This is a genomic window from Ralstonia soli, assembly GCF_023955655.1.
Lineage (GTDB): Bacteria > Pseudomonadota > Gammaproteobacteria > Burkholderiales > Burkholderiaceae > Ralstonia > Ralstonia soli.
In genome coordinates this window covers 658,345-676,370 of record NZ_JAMXHT010000002.1, presented here as the reverse complement: position 1 = coordinate 676,370, position 18,026 = coordinate 658,345, and the positions used below count along the sequence as shown (strand labels likewise).

Annotated in this window: 16 protein-coding genes; 10 read left to right on the top strand and 6 right to left on the bottom strand. The window is 67.1% G+C overall.

Going from position 1 to position 18,026, the window contains the following annotated elements; translation table 11 throughout:
- Positions 1 to 41 precede the first annotated feature (41 nt).
- From NG900_RS06810 to NG900_RS06800, 3 genes are read left to right on the top strand one after another with little or no spacing between them, the layout of a single operon-like run.
- Positions 42 to 2,024, top strand: coding sequence for a TonB-dependent receptor plug domain-containing protein (locus NG900_RS06810; protein ID WP_252678480.1), 1,983 nt, complete (start codon positions 42 to 44; stop codon positions 2,022 to 2,024).
- Entirely contained in the window at positions 2,021 to 2,590 is a 570-nt protein-coding gene (locus tag NG900_RS06805) for a YfiR family protein (RefSeq protein ID WP_252678303.1), read from the top strand. The genes NG900_RS06810 and NG900_RS06805 overlap by 4 nt, the downstream gene beginning before the upstream one ends.
- The gene (locus tag NG900_RS06800; RefSeq protein ID WP_252678301.1) at positions 2,587 to 4,602 is read left to right on the top strand and encodes a putative bifunctional diguanylate cyclase/phosphodiesterase; all 2,016 of its coding nucleotides are present in this window, start codon (positions 2,587 to 2,589) and stop codon (positions 4,600 to 4,602) included. Before NG900_RS06805 ends, NG900_RS06800 begins: the two co-directional genes overlap by 4 nt.
- A gap of 12 nt (positions 4,603 to 4,614) precedes the next feature.
- Here NG900_RS06800 and NG900_RS06795 read toward each other — a convergent pair whose 3' ends face one another.
- The 4 genes from NG900_RS06795 to NG900_RS06780 form a co-directional block, all read right to left on the bottom strand.
- Positions 4,615 to 5,502: an EamA family transporter gene (locus NG900_RS06795; RefSeq protein ID WP_252678293.1), complete on the bottom strand. Its 888-nt coding sequence runs from the start codon at positions 5,500 to 5,502 to the stop codon at positions 4,615 to 4,617.
- A 369-nt stretch (positions 5,503 to 5,871) separates the two neighbouring features.
- Positions 5,872 to 7,512 carry a rhodanese-related sulfurtransferase gene (locus NG900_RS06790; RefSeq protein ID WP_252678291.1) on the bottom strand — a complete coding sequence of 547 codons (1,641 nt, stop codon included), beginning with the start codon at positions 7,510 to 7,512 and terminating at the stop codon, positions 5,872 to 5,874.
- Complete coding sequence (locus NG900_RS06785; RefSeq protein ID WP_252678289.1) at positions 7,509 to 8,138, bottom strand: cysteine dioxygenase family protein; 630 nt, start codon at positions 8,136 to 8,138, stop codon at positions 7,509 to 7,511. Before NG900_RS06785 ends, NG900_RS06790 begins: the two co-directional genes overlap by 4 nt.
- Before the next feature lie 59 nt (positions 8,139 to 8,197).
- The gene (locus tag NG900_RS06780) at positions 8,198 to 9,415 is read right to left on the bottom strand and encodes an acyl-CoA dehydrogenase family protein (RefSeq protein ID WP_252678287.1); all 1,218 of its coding nucleotides are present in this window, start codon (positions 9,413 to 9,415) and stop codon (positions 8,198 to 8,200) included.
- A gap of 199 nt (positions 9,416 to 9,614) precedes the next feature.
- Here NG900_RS06780 and NG900_RS06775 point away from each other — a divergent pair, with 199 nt between their 5' ends.
- The 7 genes from NG900_RS06775 to NG900_RS06745 are packed head-to-tail and all read left to right on the top strand — an operon-like array spanning position 9,615 to position 16,647.
- Entirely contained in the window at positions 9,615 to 10,706 is a 1,092-nt protein-coding gene (locus tag NG900_RS06775; protein ID WP_252678285.1) for an LLM class flavin-dependent oxidoreductase, read from the top strand.
- 9 nt (positions 10,707 to 10,715) lie between these two features.
- Positions 10,716 to 11,555 (top strand): class II aldolase/adducin family protein, encoded by an 840-nt coding sequence (locus NG900_RS06770; protein WP_252678283.1) that lies wholly within the window; start codon positions 10,716 to 10,718, stop codon positions 11,553 to 11,555.
- Positions 11,556 to 11,600: 45 nt separating this feature from the next.
- Entirely contained in the window at positions 11,601 to 12,608 is a 1,008-nt protein-coding gene (locus NG900_RS06765) for an ABC transporter substrate-binding protein (RefSeq protein WP_252678281.1), read from the top strand.
- A gap of 40 nt (positions 12,609 to 12,648) precedes the next feature.
- Positions 12,649 to 13,686, top strand: a complete 1,038-nt coding sequence (locus NG900_RS06760) for an ABC transporter permease (protein ID WP_252678279.1) — start codon at positions 12,649 to 12,651, stop codon at positions 13,684 to 13,686.
- Entirely contained in the window at positions 13,680 to 14,492 is an 813-nt protein-coding gene (locus tag NG900_RS06755) for an ABC transporter ATP-binding protein (protein WP_252678277.1), read from the top strand. The genes NG900_RS06760 and NG900_RS06755 overlap by 7 nt, the downstream gene beginning before the upstream one ends.
- A gap of 14 nt (positions 14,493 to 14,506) precedes the next feature.
- Entirely contained in the window at positions 14,507 to 15,676 is a 1,170-nt protein-coding gene (locus tag NG900_RS06750) for a c-type cytochrome (RefSeq protein ID WP_252678275.1), read from the top strand.
- A gap of 20 nt (positions 15,677 to 15,696) precedes the next feature.
- Positions 15,697 to 16,647 carry an ABC transporter substrate-binding protein gene (locus NG900_RS06745; RefSeq protein ID WP_252678273.1) on the top strand — a complete coding sequence of 317 codons (951 nt, stop codon included), beginning with the start codon at positions 15,697 to 15,699 and terminating at the stop codon, positions 16,645 to 16,647.
- On the opposite strand, the gene NG900_RS06740 is transcribed toward NG900_RS06745, so the two are convergent.
- Together NG900_RS06740 and NG900_RS06735 are read right to left on the bottom strand one after the other, a co-directional pair.
- Positions 16,644 to 17,009: a hypothetical protein gene (locus NG900_RS06740; protein ID WP_252678271.1), complete on the bottom strand. Its 366-nt coding sequence runs from the start codon at positions 17,007 to 17,009 to the stop codon at positions 16,644 to 16,646. The genes NG900_RS06745 and NG900_RS06740 overlap by 4 nt on opposite strands.
- Before the next feature lie 53 nt (positions 17,010 to 17,062).
- Positions 17,063 to 17,962 carry a LysR family transcriptional regulator gene (locus NG900_RS06735; RefSeq protein WP_252678269.1) on the bottom strand — a complete coding sequence of 300 codons (900 nt, stop codon included), beginning with the start codon at positions 17,960 to 17,962 and terminating at the stop codon, positions 17,063 to 17,065.
- Positions 17,963 to 18,026: the final 64 nt, after the last annotated feature.

The window sequence follows — 18,026 nt, the reverse complement described above, 5'->3', positions numbered from 1 at the left end:
GCCTGTCGTGCAAGGAGCAGGGCGTAAAGCGTTATACGCAAATGTTTGCGGTGGTGTTCGGGTTGCTTTCCACCGTGGCACGCGCTCAGACGGAGGTCACCGACTTGACCGCCTTGCCGATCGAGCAACTGATGCAGGTGCAGGTCGTGACCGGCGCGTCCAAATACGCGCAGGCGTCCAGCGAAGCCCCCGCCAATGTCTCCGTCATCACCGCCGCCGACATCAAGGCCTACGGCTGGCGCACGCTGGCCGACGTCCTGCGCAGCCTGCCGGGGCTTTACACCAACTACGATCGCACCTACACCACGCTCGGCGCACGGGGTTTTCTGCGCGCAGGGGACTACGACACCCGCTTCCTGCTGCTGATCGACGGCTACCGCACCAATGACCCGATCTTCGATGAGGCGTCCGTCGGCACCGAAGCCCTGCTCGACGTCGACCTCATCGAACGCGTGGAATACGTGCCTGGCGCAGGGTCGGCCGTGTATGGTTCGAACGCCTTGTTTGGCGTCATCAACGTCGTCACCAAGCGCGGGCGCGACATGGATGGCGTACAGGTGAGCGGCGCCACGGGCAGCACGAATATGCGCGAGGGGCGGGTGACCTGGGGCAAGCGCGCCGAGAACGGTGCCGAATGGCTGCTCTCCGCCAGCGTGGACGACGCGCCGGGCCGCGACCTCTACTTCGGCGAGTTCAACCGCCCCGGCATCAGCGACGGCGTCGCCCGCGGCATGGATTTCGACCGCGCCAAGCGGCTGTTCGCCAAGGGCAGTTTCGGCGAATTCGGGGTGACCTTCGGCTATGTGGATCGCACGAAGGGGGTGCCCACGGCACCGTATGACGAAGCCTTCAACGATCCGCGCGCACGTGCCGACGATGCGCGGCAGATGTTCAACGGCACCTGGCAGCATGCGCTGGACGACGTGACCGACGTGTCGGCGCGGGTCTTCTGGGGCCGTTTTGTCTCGCTGGGCGACTACCCGTACTACCCGCCGCCGGTTGGCATCAACCGCGACATTTTCGACACGGCGTGGTACGGCACCGAGCTCAAGCTCGTGACGCACCGCATCGACCGCCACACGCTGGCTGTGGGCACCGAGCTGCAGCGCGACTACCGTGACGTGATGCTCAATTTCGATACCGCGCCCTATCGCGGTTATCTGAACGACCAGCGCAACAACAACCGGGTGGGCGTGTACGTGCAGGATCAATTCCTGCTGCATCGGGACTGGGTGCTGGATACGGGCCTGCGCTACGATCACACGAGCTTCGCGCCCGGCATCTTCAGCCCGCGCGTGGGCCTAATCTGGCACGCAGCGGCCACGACCACCATCAAGGCGATCTACGGCATGGCCTACCGGGCCCCCAACGATTACGAGCTGCACTACCAGACCAGCGCACCCGGGGGGCAGCAGTTGACCCCGGGGCTGTCTGCCGAGCGCATCCGCACGTATGAAACGGTGGTGGAGCAGCAAGTGGCTGCGGGCGGCAAGGCGACGTTGTCGGTGTTTGAGAACAACGTCTCCAACCTGATCAACCAGGGCGAAGACCCGAACACCGGTCTGCTGTTCTTCAGCAACGTGGCACGCGTGCGCACGTGTGGCGCAGAACTCGGCTACGAGCAGAACTGGCCCGGCGGCACGCGCCTGCGCACGAGCTACAGCCTCCAGCGCTCCAAGGACATGGATACCGGCCAGATGCTGAGCAACTCGCCGCGCCACATGATGAAGCTCAACCTGAGCGCTCCGGTGTGGCGCAGCGACTGGCGTGCGGGTGTCGAGGCGCAGTACATCAGCAACAGGCTGACGGCGTCGGGACTGCCATCGGAGCATGTGGGCGGATACTGGATCGCCAATCTGACCTTGCTGGCGGCGCGGCTGGCGCCCAATCTGGAGATGTCGGCCAGCGTCTACAACGTGTTCGGCCGCCGCTATGCCGATCCGGCGGGGCCCGAGCAGCCGCAGCCGTCCATCCCGCAGGATGGGCGCACATTCCGCCTGAAGTTCATCTACGCCTTCCGATGAGCGCCCCGCACGGCATCGCCCGACGCGCACGTTGGCCAGGCCCGCGCAGGCTGTGTGCGGCCCTGGGCATCGTGCTGGGCGCCGCATGCATGCGCGTGGCCCACGCCCAGGTGCAGGCCAGTGAAGTGCAGGTCAAGGCGGCGTTCATTTACAACTTTGCGCTGTTCACCACCTGGCCGCCCGACGCCATGCAAGCCGATGCCCCGATGGTGGTGTGCGTGACCGCCGAGCACCCGTTGCAGGCGGCCTTGGAAAAACTCACAGGAAAACCCGTGCGCGGACACCGCCTGGAAATCCGAAAGCTCAACGATGGCACCGTGGCCGGCTGCCACGTGCTGGTGTTCGATGCGCGTGCGTGGACCGGGGTGCGGGTCGATCCGGCCACGCCGCTGCTGACCGTGTCGGAGCAGCCCAGGAGCCAGCGTGCGGCTGGCGCACCGGATCCCATGATCGTGCTTGCGCTGCAGGATGATCGTGTGGTCTTCGATATCGACGCGATGGCCGCCCGCCATGCGCGCCTGCAGCTCAGTTCGCAACTGTTGCGTCTGGCGAGGAGCGTGCAATGAGTAGCCAGTCCCTCATGACCTCACGGCCCCGCCTGGGGCACTCCGTGGTGCGGGCCAACATGGCCGGCGCCGGCGCGGCGCTGACCATTGCCGGCTTCCTGCTCATCGTGTTCCAGTTCATTGCGCTGCATGCGGCGCTGGTGCGCGACGTGCACGTGCAGGCGCGCATCATCGGCGCCAACAGCGTGGCCGCGCTGCTCTTCAACGACCGGCACGCGGCTGAAGACACCCTGGGCGCGCTGGAGGCTTCGCCATCGCTGCGCGCGGCCGGCATCTTCAGCGCGCTGCGCAAGCCGCTGGCGCTGTACCAGCACGGGGATGCGGCGCCCGTACGCGCGCCCGACGCCACCATGCTGCGCGAGTCCCATGTCTCTACGCTGACCACGCTGGAGGTGGTCGAGTCGGTGGAATCCGAGCGCCGCGTGATCGGCTATGTGGTCATCCGTTCGAGCCTGGCCGAGCTGTACACGCAGTTGCTCGGCTATGCGGTGCTGACGGTGTCGGTGGGCATCGGTGCCATGGGGCTCGCCTATCTGGTCATCGCACGCATGCGCCGCGCGGTGCTGCAGGCCGAGGCGCACCTCGACTATCTCGCCCACATCGACTCGGTGACGGAGTTGCCGAACCGGCACGCTTTCAACGAGCGGCTGCAGCTCTCGCTCAAGCGCGCGGGTCAGGCGGGGGCGGTAGGGTTGCTGCTGCTGGATCTGGACAACTTCAAGGTCGTCAATGACACGCTCGGCCACAACAACGGCGACCGCCTGCTGCGCCAGGTCGCGCGGCGGCTGAACGACGTGATCGAGCAGGCCAACCTGCGCGCCGTGCTGTGCCGTATCGGTGGTGATGAATTTGCCGTCATCGCGGAGCTGTCTGGGCGTGCCTCGATGGCCGAGGGCGAAGCCGCTGCGCTGGCCGACGGGCTGGCCAAGCGCATCCTGGCGGCCCTGGCGGCACCGTTTGCGCTCGACCTGCACCAGATCTACGTGACGGCCAGTGTGGGCGTGAGTCTGTATCCGCACGACGCGCGCGACGTGCAGGTGCTCACCCGCAATGCCGATACGGCGATGTACCACGCCAAAAATCATGGCAAGAACGCCGCCGCGAGCTTCACGTCGGAGATGGATCAGCAGGCGCGCCGCCGCTTGCGCGTGGAGTCCGACCTGCGCCGCGCACTTGACCGCGAAGAGCTGCTGCTGGCCTACCAGCCGCAGGTGCGTCTGCGCAACGAAGACGCGCACGACGCAACGATCACCGCATCCAACGTCTATGGCGTGGAAGCGCTCGTGCGCTGGCGCCACCCGGAAATCGGTGTGATCGGCCCTGGCGAGTTCATCGCCGTGGCTGAGGAGACCGGCCTGATCGTGCCGCTCGGCCTGTGGGTGCTGCGCACAGCGTGCGAACAGGCCGTGCGCTGGATGCGCGAAGACGGCCTCACGCTGCGCGTCTCGGTCAACCTGTCGGCGCGGCAGACGCGCGACCCGGGGCTGGTGGATAGCGTGATGCAAGTGCTGCGTGAAACCGGCCTGCCGCCGCGCCAGCTGGAGCTCGAGATTACCGAGAGCGTGCTGATGGAAGACATTGAGACGAACATCGCGCTGCTCGAATCGCTGCACGCCGCGGGTATCAACCTGTCGATCGATGACTTCGGCACCGGATATTCGTCGCTGGCGTATCTGCAGCGCTTCCCGATCCAGAAGCTGAAGATCGACCGCAGCTTTGTGCAACGCATGCCCGGCGACGGCGAGGCGATTGCCGGCGCGGTCATCGCCATGGCCCACAGCCTGCGCATGCAGGTGGTGGCCGAAGGCGTGGAAGACCCCGAACAGCTTGCCCTGCTGCGCAACGCCGGCTGCGACCTGGGGCAGGGCTACCTGTTCTCGCGCCCGCTGCAGGCCGAATCCTTGGTGGCCTGGCTTGAGCGGCTGGGCAGCGATGCCGAGGACGCGCCGACCGAGGCGGCGGAAGGGGAAGCGGCAGCCGCAGCAGCAGCGGGGGCGTTGCCGTCGTCGTAGGCAGGACCGGGCTCAGGCGGTCGCCCGCCGCGCGGCCCGCGTGGCGCCTGCCGTCAGCACCACCACCGCCGCCAGAATGATGGCCGTCGCGCCCAGCGTCTGCGGCGCGACATGCTCGTCTGCCAGCCATGCGCCCATCAGCAGGGCGATGGGCGGATTCACGTACACGTAGCTCGTTGCCATGACGGTGGACACGCGCTCCACCAGCGCCATGTAGGCCGTGAATGCGATGGCCGAGCCGAACACCACCAGGTAGCCCCAGGCCAGTGCCGAGTGCGCGCCGATGTGCTTCGGCCACGCCTCGCCAACGATCAGGCTGAGCAGCACCAGCGCCACGCCGCCAAACGCCATTTCCAGCACGAACGCCGTCATGCCCTTGGGCATGTCGATGCGCTTGGAGAGCTGCGAGCCGAACGACCACGAAGCTATGGCGGTGGTCAGTGCCAGCACGCCGATGGTGCTGGCCTGGAACTCCGCGCCGCGAAACAGCACTGCAATGCCGATGCTGCCCAGCGCAATGGCGCCAATTTCATACCCGCGCAGGCGGCCACCCGCGAGCAGCGTCCACAGCGTGGAGAACAGCGGCATCGACGCGATCATCACCGTGGTGGCCCCCGACGAGATCGTTTGCTCGGCCACCGCCGTCATGCCCATGCCGCCCACCAGCATGAAGGCCCCGATCAGCGCGCAGTTGCGGATCTGGCGCCAGCTCGGCCGGTCTTCCGGCCGCTCGCGCAGGCGCAGGATGACCACTGGGGCGAGCAGCAGCGCTGCCGCCAGAAATCGCGAGCCCATCATCAGGAAGGGCGGCAGATCGGTCAGCGCAAAGCGGATGGCGAGATAGGTGGTGCCCCACACCACGTAGGTGATGAGCAGGCACAGGGCGATAAAGGGCGACATGACGGGACCTCAGCGAGCAAGTCCCGATGCTACGCAAGGCGCCCTCATGCGCAAAACGAGTTTTGTTATCGCTCGTTGTGAGCGGCATTGGCAAGCCAAGGGAATGGCGCCCCGGGTGCGGAACCTCGATCGCCAGGTTCCGGACTTCGTGCTTCGGGTTCAGAGCGTCAGGACGCCCTGTTCGGAACCTGATGGGTCGCGTTCAGAACCGCAACGGTGGGGTTCTGAACGCCAACGCATGGGGTTCGGAACCTCGAACGCCGGGTTTAGAAAGCCGGCGCCAGGGTTCAGAACCGCGTGTGCCGAGTCCCCGACGCTGTGGGCCTGGTTCAGAACGCCATGCGGCGAGTTCAGAACCCTGCCAGCCCGTCAGATGACGCGGAACCCGTGCGTGCCGTCCCGCCCAAGCTGTTCCACGAGGCCGAATTCCCAGTCCAGATATGCCTGCATGGCCGAACGCGGGGCGCTGGTGCCTTCGTACGGGCGGCGGTAGCGGTCGATGCGGCTGGAGGCGAGGTGCGTCTCGCCGGTTTCCACGGGCAGGCCGGCAGCCACCCATGCCGCGGTGCCGCCATCGAGCACCCAGACTTCGGCCTGCGTCAGCGCGGCCAGATCAATGGCAGCGAAACGGGCGAGCTGGCTGCTGCCGCAGGTCAGAACGTAGCGGCGGGCCGGGGGGATGCGAGTGAGTGCCGCTGGCAAATCCGACCGCACGGCGAACCAGGCGCCCGGAATATGCCGCGCCACGTAATTGGCGCTGCGCGTGACGTCAATGACAGCCGTGTCGCCGGCCTCCAGCCAGCCTGCCAGCGCGCGGGCATCCACGGTGCGCACTGAGGGTGACGCCGGGGCGGGCGTCGGCCACGCGCCGCTCACGTTGCGCTCGCTGGCGTCGACCGGGTTGACCACGTAAACCTCCCACCCCATCTGCGCGAGCCACGAGGCGGACATGTCGGCACGCACGCCGTCGTCATCGGCCAGGACGATGCGGGCGCCACGCACCGCGGCGGTGTGATCGGTTTCTTGCACCAGTTGCCCACCTGGCGCACTGGCAAATCCGGGCAAGTGGCCGGCAGCGTATTCCTCGGGCGTACGCACATCCAGCTTGTAGACCGTGCGGTCTCGCGCTTCCAGCTTGGCAATGTCGGCCAGCGCAATGCGCGGCACGTTGGCGCGTTCGGCCACGGCGCGGGCATCGGCCTGGGCCTGGGCGCGCGTCCGCGCCGAAACGGTGTGCGGGTGCCGGCGGCTCGCGCCATGGTCCAGCACCTGATCGGCCAGCAGCCAGCCGATGGTGCCGTTGCGCAGCGCCGCCACCGGGTTGGGAATGCCTGCATTCACCAGCGATTGCGTGCCGATGATGCTGCGCGTGCGCCCCGCGCAATTGACGATCACCTGCGTGCTGGGGTCGGGCGCCAGCTCGCGGATGCGCAGCACCAGTTCGGCGCCGGGCACGCTCGTCGCGCCTGGGATGCTCATGGTCTGGAACTCTTCATAGCGGCGCGCATCGACGATGACCACGTCGCGTTTGGCATCGAGCAGCGCCTGCACCTCCTGCGCACTGAACGACGGCGTATGGCGCTGCGCCTCCACGTATTCGCCAAAGGCCTTGCTGGGCACGTTCACGTCCTGGAACACCTCACCGCCGGCCGCGCGCCAGCCATCGAGGCCGCCTTCCAGCAGATACACGCGCGTGTAGCCGAGGTCGGCCAGCGTGGCGGCGGCACGTGGGGCGAGGTCCACACCGTCGTGCTCGCCATACAGCACGATCAACGTATCGCGGCGCGGAATGCGCGACCACGCCTCCAGCTCCAGCCGCGAGAGCGGCAGGTTCGCCGCCCACAGCGGATGCGCCTGGGCATACGGGTCTTCTTCTCGCACGTCGACCAGCGCGATCTCCTTGCGGGCGAGCAGGGCGGCGCGCACGTCGGCATACGCGAGCGTGGGCACGTGGCTCTGCGCCAGCGGGGCGGCAACGGGCGACTGCGTGGCTTCGATGACGGTACTCATGATGCGGGCGTGTCCTTGGAGCGGTCCCAGAGATTGGGCAGGTGGGTATTGGAATAACCGGAGATGAAGGGCTTGCGCTCCCCATCTTCCGTATAGATGGAGCGATGGATGCCGCCGATGTTGCCGCCGTACACGTGGATGCTGATTGACGTGCGGTCATCGAACGCGTTGTGCACGCGGTGGATGTCGCCCACGCGCGGCGAGACGCGCTCAACATCTCCGGGCTCCAGGCGGGCGGCGGTGCCACTGGCGTACGGCTTGCCCTGTGCGTCGAGCTCGAACGGCTGCGAGTATTCCGCCCCGCGCAGCATCCCGATCAGGCCCCACGTGGTGTGGTCATGGATGGGCGTGCGCTGACCGGGCCCCCAAACGAAGCTGACGATGGAAAAGCGCTCGCCGGAGTCGGCATGCAGGAGGAATTGCTGGAAGTGTTCGGGGTGCGGCTGCGCGTATTCGGCGGGCAGCCAGTCGTCGCGGGCGACGAGCGCGCCGAGCAGGGCACCGGCACGCTCAAGGATTTCGGCTTCGCTGGGTTGCTGATCGAGCAGCCGCGAGAGTGCGGTGACGAAATCCCGCAGCGGCACGATCGTTTGCGTTTGTGCGGGTGCGAGGGCGGAAGTACTCATCGGCGGGTGTCAGGTGTGGGTGCGGGGTCATGATGCGACGGTTGGGCAGAGGCGTCCAGCTAAACCCCAAGCGCTGTGCGGCCGGCGGCTTGCAGGATGGAGTCGTTCTGCGGGGTGTGGATGCGGCTGCACAGCACGTCACGGTAGTGCCGCTCCAGGGGGTTGTGGCGCGACAGGCCATGGTTGCCGGAGAGCTGCAGCGCAAGCTCTACCGCGCGGATGGCGTTGGTGGTGACGGTGTACTTGAGCAACCCGCTATCCGTGATGGACAGCGGCGTGCCGGCATCGGCCACTTCGGCCGCATGCTCGAGCAGCACGCGGTTGGTGCGCAGCGCGGCGGCAATTTCGCCCGCCGCTTCCTGCATGCGTGGCAGCGTTGCCAACGGCCCGCCCAGGTTGGCGGGTGCGCGCATGTTCAGGAACTGTGTGAGCCAGTCGCGCGCGGCCTGGGCCACGGCGTCGTACAGCGTGCCGAGCAGGACGGTCATCCATGCCTGCTGGTCGAGATGTGCGCCGGTATCGGCCTGTGCCGCGCCATGTGCCGCCCACTCGGCTGCGGGGCGGATATCGACCGCGTGGTCGAGCGGAATCTCCACGCCTTCCAGCACTACGTCGTGGCTGCCTGAGGCCCGCAGGCCGAGGTGGTTCCACGTCGGTTCGATGCGGATGCCTGGGGTATCCGGTGCAGTGCGCGGCACGAGGAAGATGCCGACGCGCGGCTCGGCCTCGTCGGTGCGGCCCCACACGGCCAGCCAGCGCAGGGCGGGGCTGCCGGTGCTGTACAGCTTGCGGCCCCCGATGCGCCAGGCGTCGCCCACGCGGGTGGCCGTGGTGGCCGGCAAGCCGCCGCGTGCGGGCGAGCCCAGATCGGGCTCGACACGCAGCGCGTTGATGAGCGCGCCCTCGTTCAAGGCAGTGGCAAACACCTGCTGACGCATATGCGCTGGCCAACGCGAATCGACCCGGCTGATGGCGCGGTGCTGCAGGTACGTCATCGTCAGCACCAGCGCGGTGGCCGCATCGGCATGTGCCACGGCGGCAATGATCTGCCGCGCGGTTTGCAGGTCGGCACCGCCGCCACCGTGCGCTTGCGGAATGACTTGCGCGATCAACCCCGAGGCATGCAGCAGCGCGAAGTTGTCGTGCGGGAACGTGCCATGCAGATCATGCTCGGCAGCCGTTGCGGCCAGTTGCGGCGCGACGGCCGCGAGCACTTCGGCAAGCCGCTCGGGCGGCGTGGGTAGACGGTGCAACGGAGCAGACGAAGTAGGCGACATGGGTAACGCAGGTGCACGCAGCAGGTGACATTGCCGTACAGCGTATCTGCGTTGCGGAGCCCGGCGAACGACCCATACCGCATATGCAGCGTCGAAATGATTCGTTAGTGCAGCGCGGGCAGTGACGTAACTTCATTCGCATTCGTGGCGAGGCACAACGCCTTGCCAGCCTTCTAACGATATGCGGAGCGAAGCCACCATGAGCGTCGATTTCATCGGCATGATCCAGAGCCAGAAGCAGTCGGAGATCCACCCGCCCAATCCGGATGGGCCGGTTATCGACCGCGACTACGTGCGTGACTTTGCGCAGGCGCATGAGCAGGCCGGCTTCGACCGCATCCTGGTACCGCATCATTCGACGGGGCCGTCCGCCACGCTCACGATTTCGTATGCGGCGGCGCTGACGGAGCGTATCCACTTCATGCTCGCGCACCGGCCCGGCTTTACCAATCCGACGCTGGCCGCGCGCCAGATCGCCACGCTGGACCAGTTCTCCGGTGGCCGCCTGGGTGTGCACTTCATCTCGGGCGGCTCCGACAGCGAGCAGCGCCGCGATGGCGACTACCTCGACCACGACCAGCGCTACGCCCGCACCGACGAGTACCTCGGCATCCTGCGCCGCATCTGGACGGAAGCGAAGCCGTTCGACCACGAAGGCGCGTTCTATCGCTTCGAGCAGAGCTTCTCGGAAGTGAAGCCAGCACAGAAGCCGCATGTGCCGATCTACTTTGGCGGTGCATCCGACGTGGCCATCGAGGTGGCCGGCAAGCATGCCGACGTGTACGCGCTGTGGGGCGAATCGCTCGACCAGGTGCGCGAGCTGACCACGCGCGTGCGCGCCGAGGCCGCCAGGTATGGGCGCAGCATCCGGTTCTCGGTGTCGTTCCGGCCGATCCTGGCGGACACGGAAGACGCCGCGTGGGCGCGTGCAGAAAGCATCCTCGAACGGACGCGCGCGCTGCGCGTGCAGCAAGGCTACAGCCGTGGTGGCCCGCAGCAGAGCGAAGGCGCGCGCCGTCTGCTCGCCGCCGCTGATCAGGGCGAGCGCGTCGACAAACGTTTGTGGACGGCCATCGCCAAGGAAACCGGCGGGCGCTCCAACTCGACCGCGCTGGTCGGCACGCCCGACCAGGTGGCCGATGCGCTGCTCGACTACTACGACCTGGGCGTCACCACCTTCCTGATCCGCGGCTTTGATCCGCTGGAAGACGTGGTCGACTACGGCCGCACGCTCATCCCGCGTGTGCGTGAGCTGGTGGCGCAGCGCGAAGCCCAACGCAAGGCGGCATGAGGCACGGGCATGAGTGCAGTCATCTCCATCGAGCGCGCGGCTTCCGCCACGCTCAAGCTGAATCCCATACCGCAGCAGAAGTTCTGGTTTGATCCGCCTGCAACACGTCCAACGCTGGAGGCCGAACGGCGCCATCGGCAGGAACGTTTGGCGGGGGCTTTTCGGCTGTTTGCACGGCACGGCTTCGACCTGGGGCTGGCGGGCCATATCACCGCGCGCGATCCGGAGTTGCCGGACCACTTCTGGGTCAACCCGCTGGGCGTGCATTTCTCGCGCATCAAGGTGTCGGACCTGCTGCTGGTGAATGCGCGTGGCGAGACGGTTATCGGCAATCGTCCCCTCAACAAGGCCGCGTTTGCCATTCATGCGGCGATCCACGAGGCACATCCGCATATCGTGGCTGCGGCGCATACGCATTCGACGTACGGCAAGGCATGGTCGGCGCTGGGGCGACCGCTCGATCCGCTCACACAGGATGCGTGCTCGTTCTACGAAGACCACGCGCTGTTTGACGACTTCACCGGCATGGTGGTCGATGCCGGAGAGGGCGAACGCATTGCCAAGGCACTGCGCAAACCGGACGGCAGTACGCACAAGGGCGTGATCCTGAAGAACCACGGCATCCTCACCGCCGGGCCGACGGTGGAGGCTGCGGCGTGGTGGTACATCGCGCTCGACAACGCGGCGCATACGCAACTGCTGGCGGAGGCCGCTGGCACACCGCAGCCGATCGACGCGGCCACTGCGCGGCACACGCACAGCCAGGTGGGCGGGCAGGAGGGCGCGCTGCACGCCTTCGAGAGCCTCTACGCCGGCCTCGTTGCCGCCGAGCCGGAACTGCTCGACTGAGCTTCAACAGAACACATCCAACGCATCATCACGGGGAGTCATTCCATGAGCCAAGACAATGCGGGCATCTCGCGCCGCAAGGTACTCCACGCGGTCGCCGCCACGGCATTGGCCGCACCGGCACTGATCCTGGGCCGCAAGGCGTATTCACAGCCGCGCAAGCTGACGTTTGCGTGGAACCAGAACTCGTTCTGTCTGACGCCCATCGTTGTCGCACAGGAGCGCGGCTTCTTCGAGAAGAACGGCCTGCAGGTCGACCTGATCAACTACAGCGGCTCGACCGACCAGTTGCTCGAATCCATCGCCACCGGCAAGGCAGATGCGGCGGTGGGGATGATCCATCGCTGGCTCAAGCCGCTCGAGGCGGGCTTTGACGTGAAGATCATCGGCAGCTCGCACGGCGGCTGCGTGCGGCTGGTGGGCGCCAAGGCGGCGGGCGTGACCAACCTGCAGGCGCTCAAGGGCAAGACCGTGGGCGTGAGCGACCTGGCTGCGCCGGGCAAGCACTTCTTCACCATCCTGCTGGCCAAGAACGGCATCGACCCCGACAAGGACATCACCTGGCGCCAGTACCCGGCCGACCTGCTGGGCGTGGCGGTGGACAAGGGCGAGATCCAGGCGATTGCCGATGGCGACCCGAACCTCTACCTGCTGGAAAAGCGCACCAACGGCGCCTATGTGGAACTGGCCACCAACCTCTCGGGCGAATACGCACGCAAGGTCTGCTGCGTGATCGGCGCGCGCGGCGAGCTGGTGCGCAACGATCGGCCGACGGCATCTGCGCTGGCGCGCTCCATCGTGCAGGCCACCGACTTCGTCAACGAAAATCCGAACGAAGCCGCCAAGGTGTTCGCCAAGTACTCGCCCAAGGTGGCGCTGGACGACCTGCGCAAGCTCTACGCCACGCTCACCTACACGCACCACCCGACCGGCATCGACCTGCGCGACGAGATCGCCTTCTACGCAGAAGACTTCCGCCGCATCGGCGTCATCAAGAAGACGACCGACCCGCAGCGCCTCGCGCAGCACGTGTACGTGAACGTGCTGGCTTGATGGGCGCATCCGCACATGAGCACTTGAGGAGCATATCGATATGAGCACCATCCCTCAGACACTGGAGGCGCCGGCCGCGCTGGCCAATCCGTTCAATGGCGTCGTGGCCGATGGGCGTGTGTGGCGCACCGGCACGGTGGCCGCGCTGGCCTGGGCGGCGTTCGGGCTGTTGACGTGGCGCTGGCCCAACCATGTGGTCGGCTTCAGCGATTGGGCGTTCACGGCGGAACTGGGTATCGCGGCATTGTTCGTCGGCATCGTGCTGCTGGTGGTGGCCGTGGTCGGGGCCTACGTTTCCCCGTTGCGCGCCGTGCAGCAGACGCTGCAGCCGGCGGGCCCGTGGCTGATTGCCGTGCCAGCGGTGCTGGCCCTGTGGGAGCTGCTGACAGCCAAGTCAGGCACGCTGCCCACGCCGTTCTTTGCGCCGCCGCAGGCGTTGATCGAGGTCTACTCCGAAGACTGGCCGCGCCTGGGCGGGAGCGTGGTCAACACGCTCAAGCTGCTCGGCATCGGCTACTTCCTCGGTGCGTTGACGGGCTTTCTGGTGGGCGTGTCGATCGGCTGGTCGCGTGCGGTGGGGTACTGGGTGCATCCGGTGCTGCGCGTTCTCGGGCCGCTGCCGGCCACGGCATTGCTGCCGATCACGTTCTACTTCTTCCCGTCGAGCTATTCGGCGGCGGCCTTCCTGATTGCGTTGGCAGCGGGTTTTCCGGTGGCGGTGCTCACGTGGTCCGGCGTGGCAGGCGTGAGCAAGAGCTACTACGACGTGGCCCGCACGCTGGGCGCGTCGAACGCATTCCTGGTGCTGCGCGTAGCGATTCCGGCGGCGCTGCCGCAGGTGTTCGTGGGCCTGTTCATGGGCCTTGGGGCATCGTTCACCGTGCTGGTGACGGCCGAGATGATGGGCGTAAAGTCCGGCCTGGGCTGGTACCTCACGTGGGCGCAGGGCTGGGCATCGTACGTGAACATGTATGCCGCGCTGATCGTCATGGCGCTGCTGTTCTCCAGCATCATCACGCTGCTGTTCAAGGTGCGGGACCGTGCGCTCGTCTGGCAGAAGGGGACGCTGAAATGGTAGCCGTGCTCGAACGCGAGGTGCCCGTTCAGGCACCGCCTCCAGTCTCCAACACTGGCGCCAGGATCGACGTACAGGGCGTGAGCCACTGGTTCGGCAACCGCGCCAATCCGCTGCAGGTGCTGGACAACGTGAACCTGACCGTGCAGCCCGGCGAGTTCGTTGCGCTGTTGGGGCCCAGCGGCTGCGGCAAGTCCACGCTGCTGCGCTTGATTGCGGGGCTGGAAGCGCCCACGCGCGGCCGCATCCTGCAGGACGATGCGCCCATCAACGAGCCGGACCCATCGCGCGTGGTTGTGTTTCAGGACCCGACGCTCTACCCATGGCGGCGCGTGTGGGACAACGTGGCCCTGGGCCTGCAGGCGCGCGGCGTGCTCAATACCGAACGTGACCGCGTGGACGATGCGTTGGAACGTGTCGGCTTGGGCGGCTTTCATCGTGCGTTTCCGCATGAACTGTCGGGCGGTATGGCACAGCGCGTGGCGCTGGCGCGCGCGCTGGTCAACGATCCGCAATTGCTGGTGCTGGACGAGCCGCTGGGCAAGCTCGATTCACTCACGCGGCTGGCCATGCAGAGCGAACTGGTAACGCTCTGGCAGCGTGCACGGTTCTCGACCGTGCTGGTCACGCATGATGTGGAGGAGGCGCTGTTCCTCGCCCAGCGCGTGATCCTCTTCAGCCCGCGCCCGGCACGCATCGCGGCGGAGCTGACGGTGGACTTGCCCTATCCACGCCATCGCGGCGACCCGCGCCTGAGCGCACTGCGGCACGAGGCGCTCGGCCACCTCGGCCTGGGTGAGAGCTGGTAGATGGCCGGGCAGTCATGAGCGGCCCGCCGCCAACGGTCTGGCTCAACGCGTTGCTCGGCTTCCTGCAATGGGCGCAGCACGGCGTGCTGGTGCTGCTGCACACGCTGGGGCTGGCGGGCGAGGTGCACGGGCAACCGGCCTGGCCGTGGGAGGTGCGCATCGCGGGTGAGACCTTGCTCATCGATCTCGGGCAGGCGCGGCAACTCGGCCTGACCTTGATTGCCGTGGCGCTGGCGTTGCTGGCAGTGCTTGCCGCCTTGCTGATTCGCCGTTGGCGCGCGGTGTCGTTGGGTGTGGGAGCCGGCTTGCTGGTGGTGGCGCCCTGGCCGTCGTCCGTGGTGTTGTCACCCGCCGTGCCGACGAGCTTCCATGCGAGCCCGACAGCGTTCACGCTGCAGTCCATCGCACAGGGCACGCGCGTCTACAACACCGCCTGCGCGAGTTGTCATGGCGCAGACGGCCGCGGCGAAGGCCCGCTGGCCGCCACGCTCACGCGCTGGCCGCCCACCGTGGTGGGCCCGCTGCTTGGCCGCCGTGCCGACGGCGAGCTGTTCTGGCACATCGCCCACGGCATGCGCGACGCGCAAGGCACGGTGACCATGCCTGCGTTCACGCATCGGCTGAGCGATGCCGACATCTGGTCCGCGCTCGATTACATGAAGGTGCTGGCCGCCAGCGGTGGCGTGCGTGCCGGCGGCTGGCCATTGCCGGTCGCAATGCCCACGTTGCCCGTACGTTGCGGCGATGCGCCGCCCGAGACATTAGCGGCCTGGCGCAACGGGCAGCGCATACGTGTGGTGGCCATCGATGCCGCATCGGCGGACCGGATTCCGCTGGAAGACCCGCGATTCCAGACCTTGCTCATCACGCCGGACGGTACGTTGCCTTCGCCTACGCGCGCTTTCCAGGCGCATTGCGTGGCGGCCAGCACGGATGCGTGGAACGTCTTCGCCGCGCTTGCCGGCACCGCACCGCAGACGTTTTCCGGCACGCAGTTGCTGGCCGACCGCAACGGCTGGCTGCGCGCCCGCGGCGAACCCGGCACCGCGTGGTCCGACGCCGATTTTCTGTGCACCGCCGCCGCGCGCGAAACCGCCGCACCGCGCGCAGGCGGCCTCGATTCCCTGATCGCCCGCATGGACGCCGAACCGGTGCGCTATGTGAAGGGCGGCTTCATTCATTGACCGACGATTTCCATTTCCTCATGCCGACTTCCCGACGACGTTTCCTCCAATCTGGTTTGACGCTGGCGGCCGTGCCCGCGCTGTCGTTCGCGCAATCGCCGCAGTCACGCATCGTGCTGAAAGCCGGTGACCAGAAGGGCGGCCTGCGCGCGCTGCTCGAAGCCGCCGACGCGCTGAAAGGCGTGTCATACGACATCCAGTGGACCGAGTTTCCGGCTGCGGCGCCGCTGGCAGAAGCGCTCAATGCGGGTGCGGTCGACCTCGGGCCGATTGGCGATGCGCCCGCCATCTTTGCGCTGGCGGCCGGCACGCGCATCAAGCTGATCGGCGCCAACCGGTCGGACCCGTACGGCACGGCGGTGCTGGTCCGCCCCGACTCGCCGCTGAAGACGGCGGCGGACCTGAAGGGCAAATCGATCGGCACCAATCGAGGCTCGATCGGGCATTTCGTGGCACTCAAGGCGTTGGAATCCGCCGGGCTGGGGCCGGACGACGCCAACTTCCGCTTTCTGCCGCCCGCCGATGCAAAGCTCGCACTGGTCAACGGCTCGATCGATGCGTGGTCAACGTGGGAACCCTATACGGCGATGGCCGAAACCGCCAAGCATGCGCGCGTACTGGTCAGCGGGCGCGGGCTGTGGTCGGGCCTGAGCTATCTGGCCGCGACCGACGCAGCGCTGGCCGCCAAGCGCGATGTGCTGCGCGATTTTCTGCAGCGGGTGGTGCGAGCGCAGGTGTGGTCGTACCAGCATGTCGACAGCTTCTCGGCCACGCTCGCGCGCATCATCGGCATTGCGCCCGAGGCGGCCCGGCTGCAGTTTGCGCGGCGCCAGACCGTGTGGCGCCCCATCGATGCGCAGATCGTTGCCGAGCAGCAGCGTACGGCGGACTTCTACGTGAAGGTCGGGCTGCTCAAGCAGCGGCTGGAGGTGGCGTCCACCTTTGATGCGGGGTTTCCGCTGACGGCCTAGCGCGCATTGCCCGAGTGGGATTCCGCACTGGGCCGTGACCCGCCATGCGGGCCCGCCGTGCCTGGCGCTTCTGCCACGCTCTTGGGGAGCTGGTTCATCGGCGTCGTGGCGTCTGGCGCATTGTTGCCGCCCTTGCCAAAGCGCGTGGCCAATCGATCCTGCACTTCGGCCAGCTGGGCTTGTTCCTGGACCTTTTGCACACGTTCGGTCTCTGCCTTCTGAGCCGCCGCAGCCTGTTCGGCCGGCGTGGGCGGGGGAAGTTTGCCGTGGGCGGGATGGGGAAGCGCTGCGACCGCCAGGCCGATCGCCAGTGCGGCGGGCCAGAGGGCAGGGCGTTGAAGGCTGAAGGGGGTGCTCGGCATGGCGATCTCCAGGGAAGTTCGCCATGGTTCAGCAAGCGCGGTGCCGCGTGAGGTCAGCGCCGCTCGTCGGCGAGCGAATCGTGGAGCACGGACTTGAGCACGTTGAACACCGGGTTGTCGTTGTCCTTGCGGTAGGCCATCCACAGTTCGACCGGCTTGGCCGGCGTGGTGCGCACCGGGCGATAGACGACGCCCTCGAAGTGCAGCATGGCTGCCGCCGCCGGAATGAGTGCCACGCCAATGCCCGCGCGCACCAGCGCCAGCATCGAGTGGATCTGGCTGACGTATTCCACGATGTCCGGCAGGACCTCTGCCCGTTCGAACAGGCCGCTCACCATCTGGTGGAAGTAGCGCGCCTCGTAGGGCGAATACATCAGCAGCGGCTGGCCCTCGCAATCGCGCAGGCTGGGGCGTTGTGGCCACTGGTCGGCCACCGCTTCCGGCAGTGCGATCACGAGCGCCTCCTGTGAGCACGGTACGGCAACCAGCTCCCCGTGCTCGATCGGCGGGCGCAGCAGGCCGACATCGATTTCGCGTGTATCCAGCGCCGAGAGCTGCGCGCCGCTCACCATCTCTTTCAGCGTCAAGCGCACCCCGGGTGATGCCGCGCGTACGGCACTCACCAGCGTGGGCAGCTTTCCGTATCCCACCGACGCCGTAAACCCGATCGCCAGCGACCCGGCCGCGCCCGTGGCCACGCGCCGTGCCGTGGCGGCCGCCTCATCGGCCAGCCGCAGGATGCGCGATGCATCGGGCAGAAAACTGCGCCCCGCCGCCGTGAGCTTGACCGAGCGGCTGTTGCGCTCCAGCAGTTCCGTGCCGACCTGATGTTCGAGCAGGCGCACCTGACGCGAGAGCGGAGGCTGCGTCATGTGCAGGCGTTCCGCCGCACGCCCGAAGTGCAGTTCTTCGGCCACGGCGACAAAGCAGCGGAGTTGGCTGAGTTCAAACATCGATTCAAAACCTGTATGGATGAGTGGCGCCAGACATCTTGAAGCGGAAAGATCCATTGCGCAA